Here is a 26,085-nt window from a genome sequence, read left to right as displayed (position 1 = left end):
CGGTTTCCCCTAAGGTGGTGTCCGTCACCTACAGGGGGGAACCAGCAGTGACCGAGGACATCGAGGTTTCGCGGCACAACGCCGTCCGCTTTCCCGGCATCAGCCCACGCGCGTACGAGCACCCGGTGGACCGCGGCGCGCTCGCCACGTTGCGCGCGGTGCCGGGCTTCGCCCAGGTCGTGAAGGCGGTTTCGGGCTTCTACAACGAGCGCGGCGAGCGGCTGATGGCGCTGGCGTCGTCGATCCGCGTCGGGCCGAAGCAGTACCCGGAGCTCGACCGGCTGCGCCACGAATGCGCCGAGACGCTGGACCTGCCCGCGGTGCCGAACGTGTTCGTCTTCCAGAACGCGCAGATCCAGGCGCAGACGGTCGGCATGGACGAGCCGTTCATCGCGATCAGCACCGGGCTCGTCGAGCTGATGAACCAGGAGTCCCTGCGGTTCGTGCTCGGCCACGAGATGGGGCACGTGCTCTCCGGGCACGCGGTCTACCGCACGATCATGGTGCGCCTGATCAGCCTGCAGCTGGCGATGTCCTGGACGCCGGTCAGCGCGCTGGGCATCCGCGCGATCATCGCGGCGCTGCGCGAGTGGTTCCGCAAGGCCGAGCTGTCGTGCGACCGCGCCGGCCTGCTGTGCAGCCAGAACCCGACAGCGGCGCTGCGCGCCCAGATCCAGGTGGCGGGTGGCATCGACCCGGCGCGCATCGACGTCCCGTCGTTCCTGCAGCAGGCCGCGGAATACGAGTCGGTCGAGGACATCCGCGACAGCTTCCTCAAGCTGAGGTCGGTCGAGACGGAGTCGCACCCGTTCGCGGTGGTCCGCGCGGCGCAGCTGCAGAAGTGGGCGGCCTCGGAGAACTACCGCGCGATCCTGGCCGGCGACTACCTGCGCCGGGACGCCGAAAGCCCGTCGTCGGACTGGAAGGACGACCTGAAGTCGGCGGCCCAGTCGTACAAGGAATCGTGGAACTCGTCGACGGACCCGCTGACGAAGGTGTTCAGCGACGTCGGCGAAGCGGTTTCGGGCGCCGCGGGCAAGGTGTGGAACAAGTTCGGCAACGGGAACGGGAACGGCGCCGCGGACTGAGTCAGTTCAAGCTGGCTGGCCGGCTCAGATCGGTCAGCTCGCCCGGGGGCAGCGGCACCGCGCCCAGCGTGTGCAGGAAGCCCGCCTCCCGCGTCAGCAGCCGGCACGCGATGCGCAGCCGGCGCAGCGGGTGGCGTTCTTCCAGCAGCCGCTGGCGGTCCTCCAGCGGCAGCAGGCAGTCCGCCGCCAGCACGTAGGCCAGCTCGGTGATCGTCGTGTCCGCGTCCGGCGCGTGCCAGTCGTCGCTGCGCCAGGCTGTTTCGCAGTACCGCTGGTGCGCCGCGCGGGCGACCGTCGCCAGGCGCTCGGCCATGCCGCCGGCCGGGGTCACCGGGTCGTCGTCGACCCACTCCACCGAGGCGATCAGGTACGGCGCCGAAACGCAGTCGAGGTCGCGCAGGCGGAAGCGGCGCCGGGCCTGCGTCACCACGTCGAACCGGCCGTCCGGCAGGCGTTTCGCCTCGCGCAGCACCGTGCTGCAGCCGATCTCGTACAACTGGTCCAGACCACGGACCTCGCGGGTCAGCGACGACCGCAGGGCGACCACGCCGAACTCACGGCCCGGCACCGTGCCGCCCACCAGGTCCGCCATCAGCTGCCGGTACCGCGGTTCGAAGATGTGCAGCGGAAGGTTGGTGCCGGGCAGCAGCACGGTCTGGAGCGGGAACAACGGCAGGATCGTCGTCGTCGCGTCACTATCCGATTCCGGCTCGGTCACGCGTCAACCGTACGGGCAGAACGCCTTCGCCGCAGGATGGTCACCGGTTGGGTGGTTTGAACACCGCAAAGGGGTCGGTGATCTGCATGCCCTTGCCGGCGAAGGAGAACAACGCCGCGGGACGGCCGCCCGCGCGGCCCGGCGGGGCCGTGTGGCCGGTCGGCACCAGCAGCCCGCGGCGGGACAGCACCCGCTGCAGGTTGGTCGCCGAGACGCGGTAGCCCAGCGCCGCCGAATACAGGCCGCGCAGCGCCGAAATCGTGAACTCGTCGGGCGCCAGCGCGAAGCCGAGGTTCGTGTACGAAAGCTTCGACCGCAGCCGGTCGCGGGCGCGCAGCACGATCGCCTCGTGGTCGAACGCCGTGCGCGGCAGCTTCGCGACGTCGTGCCACTCGGTGTCTTCGGGCACCTCGGGGTCGACGTCGGACGGGACCAGGCCGAGGAACGCCGTCGCCACCACGCGCGGGCCCGGCACCCGGTCCGGATCGCTGAACACCGCGAGCTGCTCGACGTGCTTGAGCTGGCGGACGTCCACCTTCTCGGCGAGCTGGCGCCGGATCGACGTCTCGACGTCCTCGTCGGGCCGCAGCCGCCCGCCCGGCAGCGACCAGCGGCCGAGGTGCGGGTCGAGCGCGCGCCGCCACAACAGCACCCGCAGTGTGTCCGAGCGCACTTGAAGGACCGCGCCCAAAACCTCGTGGGCCAGGGGTGCCTGGGTGTTAAGATGACTTCGCACGGTTTTCGATTATAAGGCGAAAACCGGAGACAGGTCCAGGAGGGCCAGCATGACTTCGACGCTCGAACAAGATCTCACCCCCTACGGCGGGGTCGAGGCGAACGCGGCCTGGGCGGAGGAGGTGCGGCGCCTGGCGAAGCAGCGCGACGCGGTCCTGCTCGCGCACAACTACCAGGTCCCGGAGATCCAGGACATCGCCGACCACACCGGCGACTCCCTCGCGCTCAGCCGGATCGCGGCGAGCAGTGACGCGTCCACCATCGTCTTCTGCGGCGTGCACTTCATGGCCGAAACCGCGAAGATCCTGGCGCCGGAAAAGACGGTCCTGATCCCGGACGCGCGGGCCGGCTGCTCGCTGGCCGACTCCATCACCGGCGCCGAGCTGCGCGCCTGGAAGGCCGAGCACCCGGGCGCGGTGGTCGTCTCCTACGTCAACACCACGGCCGAGGTCAAGGCCGAGACCGACATCTGCTGCACGTCCTCGAACGCCGTGGACGTCGTCGCCTCCATCCCCGCTGACCAGGAGGTTCTCTTCCTCCCGGACCAGTTCCTGGGCGCGCACGTCAAGCGTGTGACCGGCCGGGAGAACGTGCACGTCTGGGCCGGCGAGTGCCACGTCCACGCGGGCATCAACGGCGCCGAGCTGGCCGAGCGCGCGGCCGCGGAACCGGACGCCGACCTGTTCATCCACCCCGAATGCGGCTGCGCGACGTCGGCGCTCTACCTGGCCGGCGAGGGTGCCGTGGCGCCGGAGCGGGTCAAGATCCTCTCCACCGGCGACATGGTCCACGAGGCGCGCGACACCAAGGCCAAGACCGTGCTGGTGGCCACCGAAATCGGCATGATCCACCAGCTCCGCAAGGCCGCGCCGGGCATCGACTTCCGCGCGGTGAACGACCGCGCGTCCTGCCGGTACATGAAGATGATCACGCCCGCGGCGCTGCTGCGCTGCCTGCGTGACGGCCTCGACGAGGTCCACGTCGACGTCGAGACGGCCGCTCGCGCGCGGGCTTCGGTGCAGCGGATGATCGAGATCGGGCAGCCCGGCGGCGGCGAATGACGCCGCCGGTTAGTGACCCACGGGCGAAAACCCCGGTTTGGGAAGCACGCGCCGACCTGGTCGTGATCGGCAGCGGCGTCGCGGGGCTGACCGCGGCGCTGCGGGCGCAGGCCCTCGGGCTGCACGTCCTGGTGATCACCAAGGCCGCCGTCGCGGACGGCAACACGCGCTGGGCCCAGGGCGGCGTCGCCGTGGTCCTGGAAGACCAGCACGACCTCGACGACTCCGTCGCCAAGCACGCGGAGGACACGTTCACCGCGGGCGCCGGCCTGTGCGACGAGGCGGCGGTGCGCTCGATCCTCGACGGCGGCCCGGCCGCGGTCGCCCGGCTGCGTGCTGATGGTGCGCGGTTCGACGCGTCCGGGAACGGCCTGCTCGCCCGGGCCCGCGAGGGCGGGCACAGTGCGTTCCGCGTGATCCACGCGGGCGGCGACGCGACCGGCGCCGAGGTCGAACGCGCCCTGGTCGCGCAGGCCGGGCAGGCGGGGGTGCCGGTGCTGGAGCACCACATCGCCGTCGACGCGCTGCGCACCCCCGGCGGCCGGGTGGCCGGCGTGACGGTGCTGGACCGCCACGGCGTGCCCGGCGTCGTCCGCGCTTCGGCCGTGCTGGTGGCCAGCGGCGGGATCGGGCAGCTCTACCAGGCGACGTCGAACCCGGAGATCGCCACCGGCGACGGGCTCGCGCTCGCGCTGCGGGCCGGCGCGACCGTCGCGGACATCGAGTTCGTGCAGTTCCACCCGACCGTGCTCTACACCCCGGGCGCGCGCGGGCGCTGCCCGCTGGTCACCGAGGCGGTTCGCGGGGAGGGCGCGACGCTGGTCGACGGCGCCGGCCTGCCGGTGATGCGGGGCGTGCACCCGCTCGGCGACCTCGCGCCGCGCGACGTCGTCTCGGCGGCGATCACGCGGCGGATGGCGACCGCGCCGGGCGGCGTCGACGACCACGTCTTCCTCGACGCGACTTCGATCGCGGGGTTCGCGCAGCGGTTCCCGACGGTGTTCGCGGCGTGTGCGGCGCTGGGGCTCGACCCGGCCGTGGACCCGATCCCGGTGACCCCGGCGGCGCACTTCTCGTGCGGCGGGGTGGTGACCACTGTGGACGGACGCTCGTCGGTGGCCGGGCTGTACGCGGCCGGCGAGGTCGCGCGGACCGGGCTGCACGGCGCGAACCGGTTGGCGTCCAACAGCTTGCTCGAAGGGCTGGTCGTCGGGCAGCGCGTCGCGGAGGCCGTCGCGGCGGACCTCGCGGCCGGGCTGCTGGCCGATCCCGCGCGCGGCCGACTGCCGTCCTCGGCCACCGCGGCGGCGGCGGACCGCGACTCCCTGCAGCGCGTGATGAGCCGGTACGCGGCGATCGGCCGTGACGCCGACGGGCTGGCGGCGGCCGGCTCGGTGCTCGATCTGTCGCTTTCGGACACTCCTTTGTGGACGCACGCGGCCGTCGAGAACGCGGCGTTGACGGTGGTGGCGCAGGCGTTGCTGGCCGCGGCCGTCCGGCGCACCGAGTCGCGGGGCTGCCACGTGCGGACCGACTTCCCGGGGCGCGACGACGGCTGGCGGCGCAGCCAGCACATCCGGCTCAGCCCATCCGGCCAGCCCGTGCTGGCCGACCCGATCCCCCTGGAGGGCGTGGCATGACGTTCCCGATCTCCGAAGCCGTCCGGCGCCTGATCGCCGCGTCGGGCCTCGACGTCGACGACGTCACCCGAGTGGTCACCACGGCGCTCGGCGAGGACCTGAGGTACGGGCCCGACGCGACGACGGCGTCGACCGTGCCCGCTTCGGCGGTGGCGGTCGCCGAGCTGACCCCGCGCGTCGACGGCGTGGTCGCCGGCCTGCCGGTGGCGCTCGCGGTGTTCGACATGGTGCTGGGCGACGGCTACCAAGTGCTGGCCCGGCGCGAAGACGGCGATCGGCTGGTCGCGGGCGAGCCCGCGCTGGTGCTGGCCGGCCCGGTGCGCGGGCTGCTCACCGCCGAGCGCACGGCGCTGAACCTGCTGTGCCACCTCTCCGGCGTCGCCACCGCGACCGCCGCCTGGGTGTCCGAAGTGGACGGTACCGGCTGCGCGATCCGGGACTCCCGCAAGACGTTGCCGGGGCTGCGGCTGCTGCAGAAGTACGCCGTCCGCTGCGGTGGCGGCGTCAACCACCGGCTGGGCCTCGGTGACGCGGTGCTGATCAAGGACAACCACGTCGTCGCCGCCGGTTCGGTGACGGCGGCGCTGGCCGCGGCCCGGGCGCACGCGCCCGAGCTGGCTTGCGAGGTCGAGGTGGACACGCTGGAGCAGCTCGAGGAGGCGCTGGCCGCCGGGGCGGACGAGGTGCTGCTGGACAACTTCACGCCCCAGGAGTGCCGCCGGGCGGTGGCGCGCCGCGACGAAGTCTCGCCGAAGACGCGGCTGGAATCCTCTGGCGGGCTGACCCTCGACCGTGGTAAGGCCTACGCACTGTCCGGTGTGGACTATCTTTCGGTGGGTGGGCTGACCCATTCGTCGCCTGCGCTGGATCTCGGCATGGACCTTCGCTGAGAGGGCGTTCCGGGCTAGACTGACGGTGGCGGACTTCCTTGTCCGCCACCGTCTTTCGGCTTCGGGAGTGCGGGTGCGGTTACCGGCGGTGCTCGCGGTGGCGGGTCTCGTGGCGGCTTCGGGCGGCTTTTTCGCGTCGGCCGCTTCGGCGCAGGGCTGCGCGAACCCGTCCGGCACGTACACCGGCGAGGTCCCGTGGGGCCAGCGCCTGGTCGACCCGGCGCGGCTGTGGCCGCTGACGCGCGGCGGCGGCCAGCTGGTGGCCGTGGTCGGCACGGGCGTCGACGCGCAGAACACCCAGTTCGCACCCGGCCAGCTCGACAGCGGCGCCGGCACCGAGCGCACGGACTGCGACGGCCGCGGCACGATCGCGGCCGGGATCGTCGGCGCCCAGCCGGATCCGTCGACGACGTTCGCCGGCGTCGCGCCCGGCGTGCGGCTGCTGCCGATCCGGTACACCCCCGGCGACGGCGGTGATCCGGGCAAGCTCGCCGAGGCGATCGACCGGGCGGCGGACCGCCGGGCGGGCGTGATCCTGGTCGCCGTGCCCGCGGCGGCCGACAGCCCGGCGTTGTCGGCGGCGGTTTCGCGGGCGCGTGCGAAAGGGGCGGTGGTCGTCTCGGCGGCGTCGGCGACCCAGCAGGGCGCGCGGACGTACCCGACGGCGACGTCCGGCGTCCTCGCCGTCGGCTCGGTGAACCGCGCGGGCGAGCCGGTGCAGACGGAAGCGGGCGACTACGTCGGCGTCGCGGCGCCGGGAGCGGAGCTGGTGAGCACGTCGGCGGGAGCGGGCGGCGCGGTGGCGCACCGCTGGCCGGTGACCGACCCGGGCCTCGCGGCGGCGTACGTCGCCGGCGTCGCGGCGCTGGTGCGGGCGTACCACCCGGAGCTGTCCGGCGACCAGGTCGTCACGCGCTTGACGTTGACGGCCCACCGCCCGCCGTCCGGCGGCCACGACCCGCGGCTGGGCTGGGGAGTCCTGGACGCCTACGCGGCGGTGTCCTCGACCCTGCCCGCCGACGTCCCGCCGCCGGGTGCGGTTCCGCAGGCGGTCCCGGCACCGATGGTGGTCCCGGCCGCGGCCCCGGCCCCCCGCCCGCCGGACGTCCCCGCGGGCACGATCGCCCTGGCCGGGGTCGCCTTGGCCGCGGCCGCCGGAGTGACGGTGGCGGCGGTCCGCCGCGCCCGCCGCCGAGCCTGGCGCCCCACCCGCTTCACCCCGTAGGTCGTGTCGACCCCTCAATCACGAGTGTCGACCCTTCGATCACGCGAGTTGACCCTTCCATCACGCGAGGTTCGGTGACCGGAGGCGGGATTCGCGTGATTGGGGAGGCATCACTCGTGATTGGAGGGTCATCACTCGTGATCAGGGGGACGACACGTCAGGCGGGGACCGGGCGGGTGGAGCCGATGATCGTCACCGCGGCGGCGACGTGGATCGTGAAGTCCGTGCCGTCGCGGGTGAAGCGGGTGATCTGCTCGGCGGGGGTGCTGCGGTCGTGGGATTCCCAGCCGTCGGCGTGCAGCGCCGGGAGGAGCGACGGCAGGCGGGTTTCCGGTGACGCCGGGTGCTCCACGCGGACGCCGTACTGCCAGCACAGCAGCCGGCCCGGGGTGGTCGGGTCGCAGTCCAGCTCGCCGTCCAGCGTCCGGTCCGGGTGGCCGCCGAAGGACGCCGCGACCGCGTCGATCACCGTGGTCAGCTCGGCCGCGAGGCGGGTCAGTTCCGGCGTCATCGGAGGTCACCGCCGCCGGTGAGGACGCGGTAGATGTTCGTCCACGAATCGGACCCCGGCTTCAGCACGTCGTTGTGCGACGACATGCCCCACGACAGCGAGCCGTCCGCCTGGTCGCCGGTGCCCAGCTCGGTGACGCCCGGGAAGACGTCCGGGTCCGCGCCGTGGCCGATGCCGGTCCACTCCAGGCCCCACGCGTTGCCCTGGGCGAGCACGATCGGGTCGAGCGGGGCCGTCATCGAGAACCGCTGGACGCCCGCCTGGCTCGGCGGCAGGTCGGCCGGCGACCACACGCCGTGGCCCATGCCGGCCGACTCGACGTGCAGGACGCGGTCGACGTCGAGGCCGTGCGTCTCGGCGAGCCCGACCGTCGCCCCGCCGTAGCTGTGCCCGATCGCGGTCAGCGTGACGTCGGAGCCCGCGTGGCTCGCGATCTCGCCGCGCAGGTCGTCCGCGAAGTGCTTGAGGTCCGGCGCCATCGCCCGCGCGTACCCCGCGTCCGGCCCCTGCGCCACCGGGCCCTGCGGGAACACCCCGTCGGCCCAGACGACGACCGCCGTGCGCCCGGCCGGGTCCGCGGCCACCAGGCTGCGGCCGAGACCGGCGTAGGCGTCGAAGTTCGACATCTGCGTGTTGACGCCGGGCACGAACAGCCCGACGTTCCGCGTCCCCGGCTCGATGTGCCCGACCAGCTCGACGATCCGGCCGTTGCCCGACGGGTCGAACCGCAGGATCTGCCGGTCGTGCGCGAGGATGTCCTCGTACAGCTTGATCCGCGCCTGTGACCGCGCGATTTCGCCGGCATCGGTCAACGCCGTCAGCCGCGCACGCTCGGCCGTCAGCGCATCGGCGACCTTGACGCGGTTGCCCGCGATCGCGTGCGCCCACGCCCCGGTGTCGGCCGAGCCGCCGATCCCGGCGGGATTTCCCGCGCGGGGCAACGGATCCTCGGGCAGCAACGCCCGGTACATCGCGGCGACCCGCGCGTCGGCGCGCCGGTATCCGGCCGCGCACGCAGTGAGTCCACTTTGGATCGTCCGCAAGAGCGCCACCTGCGAGCCGAGCTTCCCGCCCAGCTCCGTCATGGTCTTCTCGAACGTCTTGGCCGCGGCGGCGGACTCGCTCACCTGGCCGAACGCGGTGGCGGGCAGCTTCTCGCCCGCCACCGCCGACTGCGCCGCGGCAAGCGCCTCGGCGCGGGAACCGGACTCGCCGGCCACCGCGTCGAGGCGCGCCGGGGCGACGCGATATCCAGCCGCCGTCACGGCCGCCTCCCGTTCCGCCGCAAGGGTCGTGAGTGGTAAGGCGGGTTAGAACCCGCGTTACCACTCACGACGGGGTCAGTACGCTTCCGGGTCCTCGCCGATGACCGGCGGTGCGACCGGGGCCGACTGGCCCCAGACGTTCTCCGTCTCCACCAGCCACGCCGGGATCCGCCGCCCGGACCCCAGGTCCCCGCCGCCGCCCATGCCCATCGGCATCATGGGCATCATCGGCATCGCGCCCTTGGCGGCCGCCGCGCCCACGGCCCCGGCCGCGCCGCCGGCGAGCCCGCTCAGCGCGTTGCCCGCGCCGCCGTCGCCGGCCAGGCCGGAATGCGCCGCCGGGACCTCGCCGGGGCCGGTGAGCCCACCGCCGCCGACCGGGACACCGGCGCCGCCGCCGAGCGAAGGCGCGTCACCCCCGCCGATCGGGATGCCGCCACCGGAGCCGCCTTCGACGCCGGCGCCGCCCCCGCCGAGCTTCGTGCCCGGCGGTTCTTCCTTCTCGTCCTTGGGATCCTTGCCCGTCGCCCACGACGGCACCTTCGGCATGATCGAGCCGAAGCGGCCGAACGCGGCGGCCGAAGCCGCGGCGAGCCCGGCGGTGAACATGTCGCCGAACAGCGGGTTCGACGCCGGCACGGTCGTCCCCGGCGGCAGCGTCGTGCCGGTGCCGCCGGGCAGCGGGTGCCCGTCGGTGGGCGTGACGACGACCCCGGGACCGCTCAGGCCGTTGCCGACCAGCCCCGGCGACCCGGCGCTGCCCGCACCCCCACCGGCCGGCGGGGTGGTGGGCGCCGGCACGGCGTTCGGCGAAGCCGGGATCGACTCCTCGGCGACGGTGTACTCCCCGGCGAGCTGGGTCATCACGACGATCGCTTTGCCGTGCGCCGATCCGGCGGCGTTCGCGGCGGCCTGCTGCGCTTCGACGTTCGCGATGGCCTGCTGACGCTGTTGCGCCGCGGCCTGCACGACGGCGGGCGACGCGTCCGGCGGCAGCAGCGGCGGGTTCACCGCGAGTGCGACGTCGGCGGGAGCGACGTCCGGCACCGCGACCGGCGGCGGCATTTCCTTCTTGGCCTTCACCAGCGCGTCGGCGGCGTCGCCGAGCATCACGTTCATCGCCTCCGCGGTCTGCGCCACCTTCGAGATGCCGTTCGCGAGGTCGGTGATCATGTGCTGGTACTGGTCGGCCGCGCCGCCGGTCCACTGGTCCTTGAACTCGGCGAGCTCCGAATCGAGGTTGTGGGCCTGCTCGTGCAGGTGCAGCGCGGCGGACTTCCACTTGTCGGCGGCGTGCCGCGCGCTGTTCGGGTCGCCGGCCTGCAGCATCGCGTACAGCTGCTGGTGGCTGTACGCGGCGAAGTTCGTGTGCGCGGTGTTCGTCATCCCTTGCGGCTCCCGTCCGTGTTTCCGCCGCCCAGCAGCCCCAGCACCGGGTCGAGCAGGCCGGTGACGGCGCCCGAAGCGTGCAGGTCCCCGGCCACCGACTGGTCGGCGCCGGCGTAACCGTCGGCGACCGTGGTGGTGACGTCCTGGGCGAACCCGATCGCGCTGCGGACCTGGTCGAGCAGGCCCTGCATCTCCGAGACGGCGGCGCGGTGGGCGTCGGCCAGCGACCCGGCCTCGCCGAACTCGCCGAACAGCAGCGGCTCCTCGCCGAGGGTGAGCAGGAAGTCGTTCGGTTTCGACATCGCGTGGATCTGGGTTTCCAGTTCCCGCACGAAGTCCTTCAGCGATTCCAGGTGGACGTAGTACGACTGGTCTGGCATCGGTCCCGGCTCTCTGGGCGCGACTGGCGGACAGGGGGAAAGCCGGTCGGCCGGTGCGAGCGGGGGGTTTCCCGCACCGGCCGACCGACGTCTGGTGCGCGGATCAGCCCGCGAACAGTCCCTGGTTGCGGTTCTCCAGCGACTGCTGGAGGTCGTGCGCCTCGCCGACCTTCCCGCCGAACTGCGCGATGATCGCGACGATGTCCGCGGTGGCCTGGCGCAGGCGCGTCTCGGCCTGGCGGGCGGCGTCACCGGCGGAGCTGCCGGAGGCGTACCAGGTCGCGGTGATCGGCTGCAGGTTCTGGTGCAGCTGCTCCAGCTGCGAGGTGAGCGCCTTGGCCTTGGCGGCCAGGGATGCCGAGCTGTGCTGCAGCGCGGCGAAGTTGATTTCGACGACGTCGGCCATGGTGGGCGTCCTCTCGGGTCAGGGGTTGAGGCGGGGGAGCACGCCCGAGCCCTCGAGGGTGTGGCCGACCCCCTGGAAGCTCTGGTGGACGTCGGCGTCGCCGCGGCCGTAGTTCGCGTGGCTGGTGTGCACGAGCTGCGACATCGTGTCGAGCTCCTTCACCGCGGCGGTCATCTTCTCCTGCAGCCGCCGCTGGAGGTCCCAGAAGGCCACGGCCTGGTCACCCTTGTAGTTGCGCAGGGCCTCGGTCAGCTCGGACTCCAAGCTGGCCATCGTGGACTTGGCGTTCGTCGCGGTTTCCTCGAAACCCTGGACGGCGCGCGTCATGGCAGCGGAATCTGCCTGGAATCCCGGACTGGACATCGACGGGCCACCTCCTTCCTGAAGCGAATTCCCCTGGCGCGGTGGTCCGCGCGTGTGAAAGTCACGCTAGGAAAGAGGCCAGTGTGGTCAAACGGCACAACTGCCGGTCGCGCTGACGGCACTATTACCCACGCGGGCGGAGGTAGGGCGTTCCCCACCCCGGGACGGTGGCGCGCTCCAGTGACCCCGGGCCGCCCCCACGCCAGGCTTGAAGGCATGGCAGACAAGGGAAATCCGCTGGTCACGCTCCGCGCGTGGCACCGCCCGCTGGTGGTGCTGGCCGGAGCGATGGGGGTGCTGTGCGCGGTCTCGCTGCTCGGACTCCTCTTCGATGATCGCACGCTGGTCAACGCGCCGATCTGGCTCAAGCCGTTCAAGTTCTCCGTCTCGATCGGGCTGTACGCGCTGACGCTGGCGTGGCTGCTGACGCACGTGCGCCGCGGCCGCCGCGCCGGCTGGTGGTTCGGGACGCTCTTCGCCGCCGGCATCGGCCTGGACTTCGCGCTGCTCGTGTGGCAGATCATCGTCCGCGGCCGGACGCTGCACTTCAACCAGTCGACGCCGGCCGACGCCATGATCAACAACCTGGTCGCCGGGGGTGCGTACACGGCGTGGTCGATGACCGCCGCCGTCGCGGTGCTGTTGCTGTTCCAGCGCATCCCGGACCGCGCGCTGAGGTCGGCGTTGCGCTGGGGCGCCGGCCTCGCCGTGGTGGGGATGTACGTCGCGACGCTGATGTTCACGGCGACGCCGGCGCAGGAGGCGGTGCTCGAGGCGAACGGCAAGTTCTCCACGTTCGGTGCGCACTCGGTCGGCGTCGAGGACGGCGGCCCCGGGCTGCCGGTGGTCGGCTGGAGCACGGTCGGCGGGGACCTGCGGATCCCGCACTTCGTCGGCATCCACGCCCTGCAGGTGCTGCCGCTGGTGGCGTTCGGGCTGCTCCTGCTGGCCCGCCGCTACCGGGTGCTCGAATCCGACGTCGTCCGCCGCCGGCTGGTCCGGACCACGGGTGCCGGCTACGCGGGGCTGATCGCGCTGCTCACCTGGCAGGCCGAGCGCGGCCAGTCCATCGTGCACCCGGACTTCTGGACGCTCGCCGCCGCCACCGGCCTGATCGCGGCGCTCGCCGTCGCGGGCACGCTGTCCCTGCGGTCGCTCCCGCGGGCGGAGCGGGTCGTTTCTGCCGAAATTCTGAGATCCGCCCGGTAGACCGGACGCCCCGGCGAAAGGTGAGTCGCGATGGTGCACCCGCAGGCACTGCTGGACGAGCTGGAGCGCGCTCCGGAAGTCCCCGCGTTCGAGCACGGCGCCCGGGTGACCACCCGCGGCGAGCTGCGGGAGCTGATCGGCCGGTTCACCGCGGGCCTGCGGGCGGCCGGGCTCGGCCCGGGCGACGGCGTCGGGCTGGCCACCGCCGTCACGCCGGAGGGGTTCGCCGCGCTCGTCGCGGTGCACGTGCTCGGCGCCCGCGCGGTCGCGGTGCGGCCCGGGCTGCCGGAGGCGCAGCTGCGGCACATCCTCCGCGACGTCAAAGCCCTGGTCACCGACGGGGACCCGGTGGCCGCCGGGGTGCCGGTGCTGCGGGTGGGGCCGTCCCTGCTGGGCCGCTACACGGAGCCGGTGCCGCAGGGACGGCTCGACGACATCGCGACGGTCGTGTTCACCAGTGGTAGCACCGGCGTCCCGAAGGGCGTGGCGTACCGCTACCGCGCGCTGACCGAAGGCCGGGTCTGGCGGCCGCCGGTGCCGGGCTCGGCGCACGAGCGGCTGGGCGCGGGGTTCGGCCGCTACCTGCTGTTCGGCTCCCTGGCCAGCGCGGTGATGGTCGAGCAGCTGGGGGTGTGCCTGTTCGCGGGCGGCACGGCGGTGATCCCCGAGGGGCTGCCGGACTTCCCGGGCGTGCTGCCGCGGCTGGGCATTTCGGCGGCGCTGACCACGGTGCCGCGGCTGCACCGGATGCTCGACGTGCTGCGGGATTCGGACGTCGACCTGAGTGGCCTGCGGAGGCTGATCGTGGCCGGTTCGCCGGTGCCGCCGCACAAGCTCGCCGAGGCGGCCGAGCGGATCGGGCCCGCGATGCACCACGCGTACGGGCAGACCGAGACGGGGATGCTGACGATCTGCCGCGCCGACGAGGGCCTGGGTTCGGTCGGGAAAGCGTGCGACACGGTGGAAGTCGCGGTGCGGGAGGGCGAGGTCTGGGTGCGCACGCCGTCGGCGTTCGCGGGCTACTGGCGTGACGAGGCCACCACGGCCGAGGTGCTGCACGAGGGCTGGGTGCGGACGCAGGACCTGGGTTTCGTCGACGGCGAGGGCTACCTGCACCTGTCCGGCCGCGCGCGCGACGTGGTGATCGTGAACGCGATCATCCACTACACCGGCCCGATCGAGCGGGCGATCGCCGCGTGCCCGGACGTCGACCAGGCGTACGTCGTCGCGGTCCCGGACGCGCGGACCGGCGAGGCGGCGCACGCGTTCGTGGTCCCGGTGCCGGGTCGCTCGCCTGATCTGGGCGAGGTGCGCAAGGCGGTGGCGGCCGAGCTGGGGGAGGCAGCGGTCCCGGCGCGGTTCAGTTTCGTGAACGCGGTTCCGGTGGCGCCGTCGGGGAAACCGGACAAGGCGGCGCTGCGGGCGTCCCTTGTGGAGTGACTACTTCCCGGCGCGCAGGTCCGTGATCACCTTGGCGACGCGCCGGTGCCGGGTCTCCTCGGTCTTCGCCTGCCCGATCGGCAGGACGAACCGCTGCTTCGCGCTGTAGGAGAGGCTCTCGAACCGGGCTCGCGCGGTGTCGTCGGCGGCGAGCGCTTCGGCCAGCTCGGCGGGGATGTCGAGTTCACGGGGCGCGGTGTCGAGCGCGATCTCGACGTCGACGTCGTCCCCGGCGGCGACCCCGGCCTGCTCGCGGTTCTCGGCGCTGAGCGGCACCAGGAACTGCCCGCCGCGGCTCGCCACCGTCGTGCGGTAGGTGTGCCCGCCGAGCGTCACGGTGACCGCGGGCTTCTTGCCGGCGCCGAGCGCCTCGACGACGTCGGCGGGCACCGGCAGGCCGGTCGCGGTCTTGCCGCCGAGCAGCACGGTCGTGCGGAACTTCATGCCGCGAGTATGCGCCGCGTGCCGGCCGCCGTGGCGGCCGGCACGCGGGGCCCGGTGTCAGACGCCGGTCGTCGTGCGGATCCAGCTGCGGCTGGAGGCGATGCTCGCGTAGTTCTGCGTGCCCTGCGGGTTCGAACCGGAGTTGCTGCCCGTCGAGCAGACCCCGACCTGGGCGCCGTTGTACAGCTCCGGGCCGCCCGAGTCGCCGTGCCACGCCGAGCCGTTGATGCCCTGGCTGGCGATCGCGGTGCCGCCGAAGGCGTCCGAGCTCAGGCCCGTCACGCGCACGTTGGCGGTCTTCAGGGTGCTCGACGGCGGGCTGCTGCCCTGGGTGCGGCCCCAGCCGTAGATCTGGTTGGTCGACCCGGTCGGCGGGTTGCCGGTGCCGAGCTTCATGTACGTCGTGTTGACCGCCGTCGTCAGGTGCAGCAGGGCGATGTCGCCGTTCGGGGACGCCTTCTGCTGGTCGACGTTCGCGTTCGTGCCCTGCTGCAGCGTCACGTTGCCGACCTTGACGTGCATGCCCGGCGAGTTCAGGCAGTGCTGGGCGGTGAGCACCCACTGCGGGGCGATGATCGTCCCCGAGCACTCGAAGCCGCCGTACGTCGTCACGTTGTTCCAGTAGATCTGGGCGCCCCACGGCGCGGAGGAGACCGTGCTCCCGCCGATGATGTCCTGCTGGGCGTCCGCCACCCCCGCTGAGACCAGACTCAGCGCCGCGGCGGCCGCACCCACCGCGGCTACAGCCCTCGACATTCGCATGAAAATGCCCTTCGGCCCAGGTGATCCGGATATCCGTCCCGAACGGGACGTCCAGCTCAACGTAAGAGCCGTGAAGGATTTTCGGAACCTACCGAAGTCGGTAACCCACCGTCCCGGAGGTAGTGTGTGACGCCCCTGTCGCCGCGGCGGCGGCCATGAAGGGGGCGTTCGAATGCATTCTCGCGCGGTTGTTCCGGCGTGCCCGCAATTCTTGGCCGGGCGGGGGAGGGGAACATGTCAGCACCACAGCACGATCCCGAGCTCTTCGACGAGCTGATGCGCACCGAGCTGCGCAGACAGCCCATCAGCGGCTACGCGATCGCCACGCTCGTCTTCGGGCTGCTCGGCGGCCTGCTCGCGCCGGTTTTCGGCGCCATCGCCATCTCCCGGATCAGGAAGCAGCGGCAGCGGGGGCTCGTGCTCGTCGTCTGCGGCCTGATCGCCTTCACCGCCTGGATGGGCGTGCTCGCCTACCTGATCAGCACCGGGACGGCGTGGTGGCAGCAGCGGGCAGCCCAGGACCGGCTGCCCGAGAACGTGGTGCACGGACTCGACCTCGGCGCGCGCGACTGCTTCTGGTCCCCGGCGGCCTCGGGCGAGGCCGACGTGTTCCTGACGTCGTGCGCCGCGCCGCACACCGGTGAGGCGTTCGACGTGCTGCCGCTGGGCGAGGGCCCGATGCCCGACATCCTCGAGCTCTACCGCGACGCCCTGGCCCGGTGCGAAGCCGGCGCCCGGCCGGTGCCCGATGTCCGCGTGCAGGTCGTGACGCCGACGTCGTCGAGCTGGGCCGCGGGCAAGCACCGGGCCGTCTGCTACTACCACTTCGCCGCCGAGACGACCGGGCCCGTGCGGTGAGCCTTCCGCCCGGGTCCGCTCCCGTGGTGCGCGGATGAGGTTCCGCAACTCGGACGTGGTGGTCCACCGCCGCCGAGTTCGGGACGGCGTTGGAGATCCGGCGGGCCGAGGACGATCCGCTCTTCGAAGACTAGGACTCCGCCGGTTTCGTCCACGCCACCTGGACCAGTCCCGTCCCGTGCCGGCGGGACACCAGCGTTCCCCGCCCCGGCGGCTGCGGTGACGGCTTCACGTCCGCGAGCAACGCGCCTTCGTCCTTCGTCCCGGACATGATCAACCCCGGCGTGCCCAGCTCCCGCAGCCGCTGCAGCACCGGCTCGAACAACGCCCGCCCGGCGCCGCCGGATCCGCGGACGATGAGCACGTGCAGGCCGATGTCCCGGGCCTGCGGCAGGAACTCCAGCAGCGGCTGCAACGGGTTCCGCCCCACCGTCGCCACCAGCTCGTAGTCGTCCACCAGCACGAACAGCTCCGGCCCGCGCCACCACGACCGGTTCCGCAGCTGCTCGGGCGTCACCGACGGCCCGGGCAGCCGGTTGCGCATCGCCTGGGCGCACTCGCCGATCAGGTCCGTCAGCTTGCCCTCGGCACCGGCGTACCCCAGCAGGTGCGGCTCCGGCACCGCGCCGAGCAGGCCACGCCGGTAGTCCGCGACGATGATCGCCGCTTCGTCCGGCGTGTAGGCCGACGTGATCCCCGAAGCGATGGCTCGCAGCAGTGAACTCTTGCCCGACTCCACGTCGCCGAAGGCCATGAAGTGCGGGTCGGCCGCGAAGTCCAGGTACACCGGGCGCAACGTCGATTCCGCGATCCCCAAGGTGACCTGACGCGAAGGCGCGGCGGGCAGCGTGTCCAGCGGCACCTCCGGCGGCAGCAGCCGGACCTGCGGGGCGCGCGGTCCCTGCCACGCGGCCGAAATCCGGCGCACCAGGTCGACGCCGCCCGCGCCGACCGTCTCCGGGCGCTGGTCGGCATCGATGCGCGGCAACGCCGCCAGGAAGTGGAGCTTCTCCGCGGTGATGCCGCGGCCCGGGCGGTCGGCGGGGACGTTGGCCGCGACCTTGCGGTCGACGGAGGAGTCCATCGGGTCGCCCAGGCGCAGTTCGAAGCGCGTGCCGATCGCGTCGCGCAGCTGGGCGCGGACGCCGATCCACTGGTTGAGCGAGACGATCACGTGGATGCCGAAGCCGAGCCCGCGGGCGGCCAGCCCGGTGATCTGCTCCTCCAGCTGCTCGTACTCCTGGCGGATCGTGGTCCAGTTGTCCACGAACAGGAACACGTCGCCGAACTCGCGCTCGTCGGTGCTCTCGGTGAACTCCGCACGCCGGGCGCGGAACGCCGCCATCGACTCGATCCCCTGCGCGGCGAAGAACTCCTCGCGCTGCTCCAGCAACGTCGTCAGCTCGGCGACGACCCGGCGGCAGCGTTGCGCGTCACGGCGGGTCGCGTACCCGGACACGTGCGGCAGCCCGGCGATCGGCGCCAGCGCGCCACCGCCCATGTCCAGCACGAACAGCTGGACTTCGGCCGGCGTGTGCGTCAGCGCCAGCATGCCCGCGATGTCCTTCATCAGCGTCGACTTGCCGCTCTGCGGCGCGCCGACGATCAGCGCGTGCCCGGCCGCGCCGGAGAAGTCCGCCCACAGCATGTCCCGGCGCTGCTCGAACGGCTTGTCCACCAGCGCCACCGGGATCGTCAGCTTCCCGTTGCCGCCCCAGCCGAGCGGGCACAGGCCGCGCGCGGCGTCCTCGCCCAGCGGCGGCAGCAGCTGGTCCAGCGTCGGCGGTTCGGCCAGCGGCGGCAGCCAGATCTGGTGCGCCGCCGGGCCGCGGCCCTCCAGCCGGGACAGCATCGCGCCGATGATCGTTTCGCCGGTACCGCCCTCCTCCGAAGGCGCCGGAACGACCTCCGACAGCTCGACCGTCACCGGGATCTCCACCGGGGCCAGGGAAAACGGCAGCACGCCGAGCTCTTGGCCGTCCTCGCGCACGACCGTGCTCCGCGGCGGCAGCTCGCCGGAGACGTAGGCCGCCTTGAGCCGGAACAGCGTTTCGGTGTCGGACTTCAGGTACGCCGAACCCGGCACCGGCGGCAGGTGGTAGGCGTCCGCGACGCCCAGCACGGCCCGGCTTTCCGCGGCGGAGAACGTCCGCAGCCCGATCCGGTACGACAGGTGGGAGTCCAGCCCGCGCAGCCGGCCCTCTTCGAGCCGCTGCGAGGCCAGCAGCAGGTGAATCCCGAGCGAGCGTCCGAGCCGGCCGATCGCGACGAACAGGTCGATGAACTCCGGGCGCGAGGACAGCAGTTCGCTGAACTCGTCGATGATCACCAGCAGCGACGGCAGCGGGTCCAGCGGCGCGCCGTCCGCGCGGGCCTTCTCGTAGTCGCGCACCGACGCGTAGTTCCCGGCCGCGTGCAGCAGTTCCTGCCGCCGCAGCAGCTCGCCGTTGAGCGCGTCGGCCATGCGGTCGACCAGCGCGAGGTCGTCGGAGAGGTTGGTGATGACGGCGCACGTGTGCGGCAGCCCGGTCATCCCGGCGAAGGTCGCGCCGCCCTTGAAGTCGATGAGCGCCAGGTTGAGCGTCTCCGACGAGTGCATCACGGCCAGCGCCGTCACCAGCGTCCGCAGCAGCTCGCTCTTGCCGGACCCGGTCGCGCCGATGACCAGGCCGTGCGGCCCCATCCCGCCTTCGGCCGACTCCTTGAGGTCCAGCTCGACCGGACGGCCCTCCGGGTTGACGCCCAGCGGGATCCGCAGCCGGTCGCGGGCCGCGCGCGGCGCCCAGGTGACGGCGGTGTCGGTGTCGCGCGGGTCGCCGATGCCGAGCAGCCCGGCCAGCCCGAACGTCGCCGACATCGGTTTGTCGCCGACGACCGCGGCGGGGGTGTGCAACGGCGTCAGCATCCGGGCGAGGGCTTCCGCGGCGCCGCGGTCGAGGACGTCCGGGCGGCCGAGGAAGCCCAGCCGCTGCTCGCCGCCTTCGCCGACGACCATGCCGAGGGACTCCGGTGCGGTGTGCAGGCTCAGCAGCCGCTCGGTCGACGACGCCCGCGGCTGCTCCGGCCCGACCTCGATCACCGTGACGCCGAGCCGGCCGTCCTCGCCGATCAGCCGGGGTTCGCCGTGGGCCGTGCCGCCGTCGACGACGACCACGAGGTGGGGCAGGTCGAGCTCGGCCGCCGCGCGCCGGCTGAACACCGGACGTTCCCCCAGGTCGGCGCCCAGCAGCTCGGCCAGCCCGGCCGCGGTGCCGGCGGCCAGCCGCCGCGAGCCGACGGCGTCGGCCGAGCCGGCCGCGGCGGCGTGCGGCAGCCACTTCGCCCATTCCCAGTCGTGCTGGCGGTCCGGGGCCACGCAGAGCGCGACCCGCAGGTCGGCGGGGGAGTGGAAGGTGACGAGCTGGCACAGCAGCGCCCGCACCAGGCCGAGCACGGCGGGGCGCCGCCCGGCCACGGTGACCGCGGCGAACGACCGCAGCGAGAGCGCGACCGGCAGGCCGTCCACCGTCGAGTAGGTGCGGATGAAGTGCTTGAGGCTGGTCGAGGACACCGGGTCGAGGTCCTCCAGCGGCACGGTCTGCGGCGCCTTCAACGGCGTCGCGAGCCGCTGCGGCCCGGTGCCCGCGCGCACCTGCGCGAACTGCGGCTCGGTGCGCCGGCGGTCCCACAGCTTCCCGGTTTCGACGTAGGCCCACAGGTCGGCCGGGTCGGGCTGGACGGCGATCATGGCCGCGCGCTGGCCGTCGGCGATGTCGCGGACCTGGGCCCGCAGCCCGGACAGATAGCGCTGGTAGTCCCGGCGTTCGTCGTTGATCTGCGCCTTCTTCGCCATCCCGCCGCGGCCCAGCGACATCACCACCATGCCGCCCATGGCGCAGAGGAACAGCGCACCGAAGACGTAGGTCATCACGCCGCCGTCGCGTCCGATGTAGACGAACGACATCGCGCCCATGCCGAGCATCATCGGCAGGAACATCATCAGCTGCACCATCCCGCCCGAAGAGCTCTTCGGGAGCATCGGCGGGGACTGCAGCACGATTTCGCTCGGTCGGTCGGACGGCAGGCTCATCAGGACAGGCTGCTCCAGTTCGGGGGCGGTCTGACCGGTATTTTGGCCACTCGCCGCCCCGCCGCGGTGGGTACTTTTGCCGTCCGCCCGCTTCCGGGGCCGAACCTACGCTCAGCCGAGCAGACCCCCCGGAAGGAGACCCATGGCCGGCGAGTACCGGGCTGAGCCCGAGGCGATGCGCTCCGCCGTGGGCAACGTCGGGGGCATCATCGCCCACGGCATCAACGCCGTGGCCGACCTCGAACGGCTCGTCGTGCAGCCGATGTCGTTCGCGACGTTCGGCAGCGCGGTCGCCGCCGCGAACGCGGCCCTGCACTCCGGCCAGATCACCGCCGTCCGCACGCTCCTGCAGCTGCTGCAGCAGGTCAACGGGCTCGTCAAGGCCAGCGCCGACGCCTACCAGGCGGCCGACCGGGACGTCGCCTCCGGCTACGGCGGCGGGCACGCTCCCACGAGCACCGCGTCGTCGATCTGGGGCAGCTCGCACGCTTCCGAGCTCGCCACCCTGGCCATCAACGACAGCGCGGGCGCCCACGGCGAGCCGTCGTCGGTCGGGAACGTGCTGCGCTACCTGGGGGACGCGCGGCTGGGCCGGCTCGGCGACCACCCGATCACCGACACGCGCTTCCACGGCGTCGCCGACTTCAACGACTGGCTCGCCGGCGACGCCGACAACCAGGCGCGGGTCGGGCTGATCGAGGTCTACGCGGGCACCGCGCGCACGTTCTCCGACGTGCCCGGCGGCGTGCACAGCGGCGACGTCGTGGTCGTGGAGCCACTGCTGTTCTCCGACCGCCGGCCGGTCATCGGCGTCGCCGGCGACGGCGGCCGCCTCTACAACCACGGGCTGCTCGACGCCCGCACCGGTGGGCTGGCGAGGGTCAGCGTCTACCGGCCCGCCTCCGTCGTCTGAACTCCTTGAACCTTTGTGAGGACCGATGCTGACTTTCCCGAACTCCAGCGCGATGGACGCGACCGCGTCTTCGGGCGGCCCGATCACGATCCTGCCGCAGATCGTCACCGGCCAGCCGGAGCAGATCGCCAAGCACGTGGTGGACCTGGTCCGCAAGGCCGAGCAGTTCCTGAGCATGTACAACGAGCTGACGAAGGCCGCCGACCAGCTGGGCAAGATCTGGTCGGGCGCGGCGAGCGAGTCGGCGCTGAAGAAGATCAACGACTCCCTCGGCCAGCTGACGAAGATCATCGACGTCGTGCAGAAGGGCGCCGAGCTCCTCGGGGTCTCCGGCACGCTGATCAAGACCGCGCAGGAGGCCTACCGCGCGGTGGTGGCCGCGGTGAACCCCACGGTCGCCGCGCTGATGTCGAACTGGTGGACCTACGGTGCCGCGGTCGCTTTGTCGACCGCGACGAGCGCGTCGCTGCGGGCGTTCATCACCGCGATCGGCGCGCTGCTCAAGGCGCTCGGCGCGGTGGACCTCGCCCAGCAGGTCACCACGCTCGCGCAGGTCATCGGCGAGATCGAGAAGCTCTTCCACCACGGTTCCGGCAGCTCGGGCGCTACGACGCCGTCGATCGGGAACACCCCGGTCACCGCGCCGCAGACCCCGCCGCCGGTGGCGAGCCCGTCGGGGCAGCAGGAGGTGGCGGGCGGGAGCGGCGGGGGGATCCCGCAGCAGCCTTCGTTCACCGACTACACCCCGCCCGCGCTCGCCACCGGCGGCGGTTCCAGCGGCCAGGCGGTGACCGGCAACGGCACCCCGCTGAACCCGGCCAACAGCTGGATCGCCGTCGACCCGGCGCAGCACGGCGCCACCGTGCCGGCCCAGCCGGCGCCGGTCACCCAGCCGGCCCCCGCGCCGGTAGTGCCCGCCCCGGCGGCCGGGCACGCCGACGAGGTCGTCATCCACACCAACCTCAGCACCGGTGAGTCCACTGTGGAGGCTCCGGGTGGGCAGGACTTCGACCTCGACATCGCGCTGGACTACAACGGCAAGCACTTCAGCCAGCACGTCGGCTACGACGCGGCCGGGAACTGACCGGTGCCGGGCTCGGGGGTGGTCGATGCGTCCGGGGTGGTCAGCTCGGTGCTGTCGGGGTACCGGCGCGTGCTCGTCGAGTGCCGCCGGCGCGTCACCGGGGATCCCGGTGCGCTGAGCGCCGCTTCGCAGCGGGTCGCGGCCCGGGCTTCGGCGGTTTCGGGCCAGGCGCGGGAGATCGACGAGTCCGCCAAGACGCTGCACGCGGACTGGGACGGTGACGCCTACACGGCGTTCGCGACGGCCGCGGGGAAACTCGGCGAAGAGCTCACCGAGGCGGCCACGAAGCTCGGCGACCAGGCGAAGCGGCTCGGCACCGCGGCCCGGCTCGTGCAGTCCGCGGAAGCCGCCGTCGACTCGGTGCTCGCGCAGTTCGACCAGTACGCGGCCCAGCTGACCGCCCAGGCCCGCGCGGTGAACTCCGCTTCGGTCGGCGCGTTCATCCAGGCCGCCCGGCAGCTCGGGGAACAGAGCGTCGCCGCGGCCCGCCAGGTCGTCGACGAGTTCTCCGACGCGCTCGCCGAGCTGTTCCCGCCCGAAGGCGTCGGACGGCTCGAGCACGAGCTCGGCAAGTGGGCCCGCGGCCCGCTGCACTGGCTCAACGGCGAGCCCCTCGACGGCCGGAAGCGGCCGCGGACCGTGCCGTCGTGGTTCGGCAACTCCGGCTGGAAGAAACTCACCTGGGACGGCCTCGAAGGCACCCGGGCCCCGAAGAAGGCGGACACGCCGTTCGGGCAGCCCGAAGCCGAGGGGCTGAAGAACAAGATCGGCCGCAACACCGAGATCACCTACTACAAGTTCCAGCACGAACAGGACGGCTTTTCCCCGGAGTACGACGGGAAGATCACGTCGAAGGGCTGGGACGCGGGCGCGTCCGGGCACGCGGAACTCGCGGCGCTGCACGGCGAAGCCGAAGCCAGGAAGGCGTGGGGCGTCGCCGAAGCCCACGCCAAGGGCACGGTGTTCGCCGGCGGCGAGGTGAGCGCGTCCGGCACGATCGGCGCGCACGGCGTCGGCGCGCACGCCAACGCTTTCGTCGGCGGCAAGGTCGAGGGCGAGCTGGCCGCGGACGTCGCGGGCGTCGGCGTCGGCGCGAACGGCACGCTGCAGTACGGCCTCGGCGCGCAGCTGGACGCCCAGGCCGTCTACGACGCGGGGCACCTCAAGGTCAACTTCAAGGCGGGTGCGGCGCTGGGCCTCGGCCTGGGCGTCGGCGCGAAGATCGACATCGATCTGCCGAAGCTCGGCCACACGATCGGCGAGTACGGCGGTGCGGCGGTCGACGCCGTCAGCCACGCGGCCACCGACGCCGCCGACGCCGTGGGCTCCGCTTGGGACGACGCCGTTTCGTCCGTGGGGCTCTGATGACCCTTCCCCTCGACTTCGTCATCCCGGACGGCTGGACCGCCGTCGACCCCGGCGACTCCGGCGCGGTGTTCGTCGCCGTGCACCCGGTGCCGGGCGAGGAGTTCACGCCGAACATCACGGTGAGCGTGCAGCAGCGGCCGGACGAGGCGTCGATCGACGCCATCGCCGCCGAGGCCGTCGAACGGCTTTCGCGCACGCTGGCCGGGCTCGAGGTGCTGAGCCGCCGTGACGTCGGCGACCCGGCCGCGCCCGCCGTCATGCAGCTGCTGCGCCTGCGCACCGGCGAAGGCACCGAGCTGATCCAGACCCAGGTGCACCTGACGGTCCCCGGGGCCACCCCGGAAGACCGCGTGGTGCTCGAGCTCGCCTGCACGGCCGCGCCCGCGACCGCCCGGGCGCTCTCACCCGGTTTCCAGCGGTTCGTGGCCAGCGTCCACGTCCGCCAGCACGAAGGGAAGCAACAGTGACCGATCCGTACGCGGTGCCGGACATGGACGAGCTGCTGGCGCAGGTGCGCAAGCAGACCGAAGAGGTCCAGCGGATCCAGCGCACGGTCGAGGCGATGGAGATCAAGGCGCACTCGCGGCAGAACGAGGTCACCGTCACCCTCCGCGGCGACGGCCGCTTCACCTCGATCGACATCGACCCCCGCGCGATCCGCGAGTACGACGCCCGCAACCTCTCGGAGATCGTCCTGGAGGCGGTGAACGCCGGGCTGCAGAAGCTCGCCGAAGCCAGTTCCGCGAAGTTCGCCCCGGTGATCGCGGCCGCGAAAGACGTGTGATGACGGCATCTCTCACCGGCACGACTCGGAGGGTCACCGTGGTCACACCGCGGGCCCGTGTCGATGTCGCGCTGCCGCAGCAATCGACGTTCGCCGAACTGGTCCCGCAGCTGGTCCGGCTGGCCGGGGCGTCCGGGCAGGCGTCGGCCGAGCACCCGGGCTGGGTGCTCTCCCGCCTCGGCGGCGCACCCTTGGCCTTGGGCCTGAGCGTCGCCGCCGCGCAGATCCGGGACGGCGAAGTGCTGCACCTGACCCCGCGGGAGCGCCCGCGGGGTCCGCTGCTGTTCGACGACGTCGTCGACTCGATCGCCAGCGTCGCCGACGCCGACGGCGGCTGGGGCCCGTCGGTGGCTCGGCGGTCCGGCCTGGTGGCCGCGGTGGTCCTGCTGCTGGCGGGCGGCCTGCTGGTGCAGGCGGCGGCGTCCGGCAGCGTCCTGGCGCCGATCGGGACGGGGTTGCTGGCGTTGGTGCTGCTGCTCGGCGGTGGCGCGCTGAGCCGTGCCTACGGCGACGCCGAGGCGGGCGCGGCCGGGTCGCTGGCCGGCGTCGGCGTGGCGCTGCTCGCGGGGATGTCCGTGCTGCCACCGCATCCGCTGTTCTCGCTGTCGGCAGGCCCGCTCGCCGCGGGTTTCGCGGCGGTGACGGTGTACGGCGTGCTGGCGGCGGTCTCGGTGGCCGACCGCCTGCCGTGGTTCGTGGCGATCACCGGCGCGGCGGGCTTCGGCGCGATCACTTCCGGGGTCGTGCTCCTGGCCGGGGTTTCCCCGCTGTCGGCGGCGGCGGTGGCCGCGGTGCTGGGCACCGCCCTGGCGGCGGTGGCGCCGATGCCGGCGTTGCGCCTGGCCCGGCTGCCGCTGCCGCGCGTGCCGGACGACATGGCGGCGTTCCGCGCGGACGAGCAGCCGTCGCTGGGCACCGAGATGATCGGCCGGACGTCCCACGCGCAGGCGGTGCTGACGGGCCTGCTGGTGGCGCTCGGGCTGGTGGTGCTGGCCGGTTCGGTGGTGCTTGCGTCGGGTGGGCCGTGGGAAGCGGGGCTGGCCGGTTTGCTGGGCCTGGCCTGGATCCTGCGGTCGCGGTCGTACGCCGGGCGCGCGCAGCGGCTGGTGCTGATCGGGTTCGGCGTTCCGACGCTGGTGTCCGCGGGGGTGTGGCTGGTGGCTTCGGGCCACCGCACGGCGGTGTTCGCGGCCGGGTGCGCGGTGGTGCTGGCGGCGGTGGTCTGCCTGGTGTACGCGACGCGGGTGGCGCGCGGGCTGCGTTCGCCGTACTGGTCCCGGCTGTTGGACGTGACGGAGTTCGTGGTGCTGCTATCGCTGGTGCCGATGGTGGCGATGATCGCGGGGGTGTACGAAGCCGTCCGCGGCTGAGGGGTCTTCCGGCAGTCGATGTTTTCGACTGAACGTTTCATTGACGGTGCCGCACGGCCACTGTTAAGACTGTTTTGGGAGCGCTCCCAGGCTGTTCGCCGGTCGACTCCAGG

General features: G+C 72.9%; 25 protein-coding genes. 14 read left to right on the top strand and 11 right to left on the bottom strand.

Annotated features, from left to right (window positions below):
* Positions 1 to 47 precede the first annotated feature (47 nt).
* A complete protein-coding gene (locus C2L58_RS23865; RefSeq protein ID WP_103339833.1) occupies positions 48 to 1,088 on the top strand; it encodes a M48 family metallopeptidase in 1,041 nt (346 codons plus the stop codon).
* A gap of 1 nt (position 1,089) precedes the next feature.
* Here the strand turns inward: C2L58_RS23865 and C2L58_RS23860 are convergent, their stop codons facing one another.
* Positions 1,090 to 1,806, bottom strand: a complete 717-nt coding sequence (locus C2L58_RS23860) for an LON peptidase substrate-binding domain-containing protein (RefSeq protein WP_103339832.1) — start codon at positions 1,804 to 1,806, stop codon at positions 1,090 to 1,092.
* Between the two features lie 40 nt (positions 1,807 to 1,846).
* The gene (locus C2L58_RS23855; protein ID WP_103339831.1) at positions 1,847 to 2,479 is read right to left on the bottom strand and encodes an NUDIX hydrolase; all 633 of its coding nucleotides are present in this window, start codon (positions 2,477 to 2,479) and stop codon (positions 1,847 to 1,849) included.
* Positions 2,480 to 2,591: 112 nt separating this feature from the next.
* Between C2L58_RS23855 and nadA the strand changes: the two genes are divergently transcribed.
* The 4 genes from nadA to C2L58_RS23835 all read left to right on the top strand — a co-directional run bounded on the left by nadA (position 2,592) and on the right by C2L58_RS23835 (position 7,357).
* The gene (gene nadA / locus C2L58_RS23850) at positions 2,592 to 3,602 is read left to right on the top strand and encodes a quinolinate synthase NadA (RefSeq protein ID WP_013224102.1); all 1,011 of its coding nucleotides are present in this window, start codon (positions 2,592 to 2,594) and stop codon (positions 3,600 to 3,602) included.
* Entirely contained in the window at positions 3,599 to 5,242 is a 1,644-nt protein-coding gene (locus C2L58_RS23845; protein WP_103339830.1) for an L-aspartate oxidase, read from the top strand. Before nadA ends, C2L58_RS23845 begins: the two co-directional genes overlap by 4 nt.
* Entirely contained in the window at positions 5,239 to 6,132 is an 894-nt protein-coding gene (gene nadC / locus C2L58_RS23840; protein WP_103339829.1) for a carboxylating nicotinate-nucleotide diphosphorylase, read from the top strand. Before C2L58_RS23845 ends, nadC begins: the two co-directional genes overlap by 4 nt.
* A gap of 88 nt (positions 6,133 to 6,220) precedes the next feature.
* Positions 6,221 to 7,357, top strand: a complete 1,137-nt coding sequence (locus tag C2L58_RS23835; protein WP_103339860.1) for a S8 family serine peptidase — start codon at positions 6,221 to 6,223, stop codon at positions 7,355 to 7,357.
* Between the two features lie 157 nt (positions 7,358 to 7,514).
* Here the strand turns inward: C2L58_RS23835 and C2L58_RS23830 are convergent, their stop codons facing one another.
* The 6 genes from C2L58_RS23830 to C2L58_RS23805 form a co-directional block, all read right to left on the bottom strand.
* Positions 7,515 to 7,868, bottom strand: coding sequence for a hypothetical protein (locus tag C2L58_RS23830; RefSeq protein WP_103339828.1), 354 nt, complete (start codon positions 7,866 to 7,868; stop codon positions 7,515 to 7,517).
* Positions 7,865 to 9,133 (bottom strand): alpha/beta hydrolase, encoded by a 1,269-nt coding sequence (locus C2L58_RS23825; RefSeq protein WP_103339827.1) that lies wholly within the window; start codon positions 9,131 to 9,133, stop codon positions 7,865 to 7,867. Before C2L58_RS23825 ends, C2L58_RS23830 begins: the two co-directional genes overlap by 4 nt.
* Positions 9,134 to 9,208: 75 nt before the next feature.
* Positions 9,209 to 10,519, bottom strand: coding sequence for a WXG100 family type VII secretion target (locus C2L58_RS23820; protein WP_103339826.1), 1,311 nt, complete (start codon positions 10,517 to 10,519; stop codon positions 9,209 to 9,211).
* Positions 10,516 to 10,902 (bottom strand): hypothetical protein, encoded by a 387-nt coding sequence (locus C2L58_RS23815; protein WP_103339825.1) that lies wholly within the window; start codon positions 10,900 to 10,902, stop codon positions 10,516 to 10,518. Before C2L58_RS23815 ends, C2L58_RS23820 begins: the two co-directional genes overlap by 4 nt.
* Before the next feature lie 103 nt (positions 10,903 to 11,005).
* Entirely contained in the window at positions 11,006 to 11,308 is a 303-nt protein-coding gene (locus tag C2L58_RS23810; protein WP_003057455.1) for a hypothetical protein, read from the bottom strand.
* Positions 11,309 to 11,326: 18 nt separating this feature from the next.
* A complete protein-coding gene (locus C2L58_RS23805) occupies positions 11,327 to 11,671 on the bottom strand; it encodes a WXG100 family type VII secretion target (protein ID WP_071831485.1) in 345 nt (114 codons plus the stop codon).
* Between the two features lie 216 nt (positions 11,672 to 11,887).
* Here C2L58_RS23805 and C2L58_RS23800 point away from each other — a divergent pair, with 216 nt between their 5' ends.
* Both C2L58_RS23800 and C2L58_RS23795 read left to right on the top strand, forming a co-directional pair.
* On the top strand, positions 11,888 to 12,880 hold the full coding sequence (locus C2L58_RS23800; protein ID WP_103339824.1) for a hypothetical protein: 993 nt from the start codon (positions 11,888 to 11,890) through the stop codon (positions 12,878 to 12,880).
* Between the two features lie 30 nt (positions 12,881 to 12,910).
* Complete coding sequence (locus C2L58_RS23795; RefSeq protein WP_103339823.1) at positions 12,911 to 14,320, top strand: class I adenylate-forming enzyme family protein; 1,410 nt, start codon at positions 12,911 to 12,913, stop codon at positions 14,318 to 14,320.
* Here C2L58_RS23795 and C2L58_RS23790 read toward each other — a convergent pair whose 3' ends face one another.
* Complete coding sequence (locus C2L58_RS23790) at positions 14,321 to 14,764, bottom strand: YdeI/OmpD-associated family protein (RefSeq protein WP_103339822.1); 444 nt, start codon at positions 14,762 to 14,764, stop codon at positions 14,321 to 14,323.
* Between the two features lie 57 nt (positions 14,765 to 14,821).
* A complete protein-coding gene (locus C2L58_RS23785; RefSeq protein ID WP_369904233.1) occupies positions 14,822 to 15,526 on the bottom strand; it encodes a S1 family peptidase in 705 nt (234 codons plus the stop codon).
* A gap of 234 nt (positions 15,527 to 15,760) precedes the next feature.
* Between C2L58_RS23785 and C2L58_RS23780 the strand changes: the two genes are divergently transcribed.
* On the top strand, positions 15,761 to 16,384 hold the full coding sequence (locus tag C2L58_RS23780; protein ID WP_233225886.1) for a septum formation family protein: 624 nt from the start codon (positions 15,761 to 15,763) through the stop codon (positions 16,382 to 16,384).
* 130 nt (positions 16,385 to 16,514) lie between these two features.
* Here C2L58_RS23780 and eccCa read toward each other — a convergent pair whose 3' ends face one another.
* Positions 16,515 to 20,453 carry a type VII secretion protein EccCa gene (gene eccCa / locus C2L58_RS23775; RefSeq protein ID WP_103339820.1) on the bottom strand — a complete coding sequence of 1,313 codons (3,939 nt, stop codon included), beginning with the start codon at positions 20,451 to 20,453 and terminating at the stop codon, positions 16,515 to 16,517.
* Positions 20,454 to 20,595: 142 nt separating this feature from the next.
* Between eccCa and C2L58_RS23770 the strand changes: the two genes are divergently transcribed.
* From C2L58_RS23770 to eccD, 6 genes are read left to right on the top strand one after another with little or no spacing between them, the layout of a single operon-like run.
* Complete coding sequence (locus C2L58_RS23770) at positions 20,596 to 21,366, top strand: WXG100 family type VII secretion target (RefSeq protein WP_103339819.1); 771 nt, start codon at positions 20,596 to 20,598, stop codon at positions 21,364 to 21,366.
* 25 nt (positions 21,367 to 21,391) lie between these two features.
* Positions 21,392 to 22,450 carry a WXG100 family type VII secretion target gene (locus C2L58_RS23765; protein WP_103339818.1) on the top strand — a complete coding sequence of 353 codons (1,059 nt, stop codon included), beginning with the start codon at positions 21,392 to 21,394 and terminating at the stop codon, positions 22,448 to 22,450.
* 3 nt (positions 22,451 to 22,453) lie between these two features.
* Entirely contained in the window at positions 22,454 to 23,815 is a 1,362-nt protein-coding gene (locus C2L58_RS23760; RefSeq protein WP_103339817.1) for a WXG100 family type VII secretion target, read from the top strand.
* On the top strand, positions 23,815 to 24,285 hold the full coding sequence (locus tag C2L58_RS23755; protein WP_199191406.1) for a hypothetical protein: 471 nt from the start codon (positions 23,815 to 23,817) through the stop codon (positions 24,283 to 24,285). Before C2L58_RS23760 ends, C2L58_RS23755 begins: the two co-directional genes overlap by 1 nt.
* Positions 24,282 to 24,602 (top strand): YbaB/EbfC family nucleoid-associated protein, encoded by a 321-nt coding sequence (locus C2L58_RS23750; RefSeq protein WP_013224119.1) that lies wholly within the window; start codon positions 24,282 to 24,284, stop codon positions 24,600 to 24,602. Before C2L58_RS23755 ends, C2L58_RS23750 begins: the two co-directional genes overlap by 4 nt.
* On the top strand, positions 24,602 to 25,972 hold the full coding sequence (gene eccD, locus C2L58_RS23745) for a type VII secretion integral membrane protein EccD (RefSeq protein WP_103339816.1): 1,371 nt from the start codon (positions 24,602 to 24,604) through the stop codon (positions 25,970 to 25,972). Before C2L58_RS23750 ends, eccD begins: the two co-directional genes overlap by 1 nt.
* The last annotated feature ends 113 nt before the right edge of the window (positions 25,973 to 26,085 follow it).

The organism is Amycolatopsis sp. CA-126428 (assembly GCF_002904335.1).
Classification (GTDB): domain Bacteria; phylum Actinomycetota; class Actinomycetes; order Mycobacteriales; family Pseudonocardiaceae; genus Amycolatopsis.
This window is presented reverse-complemented; position numbering and strand designations above follow the sequence as displayed.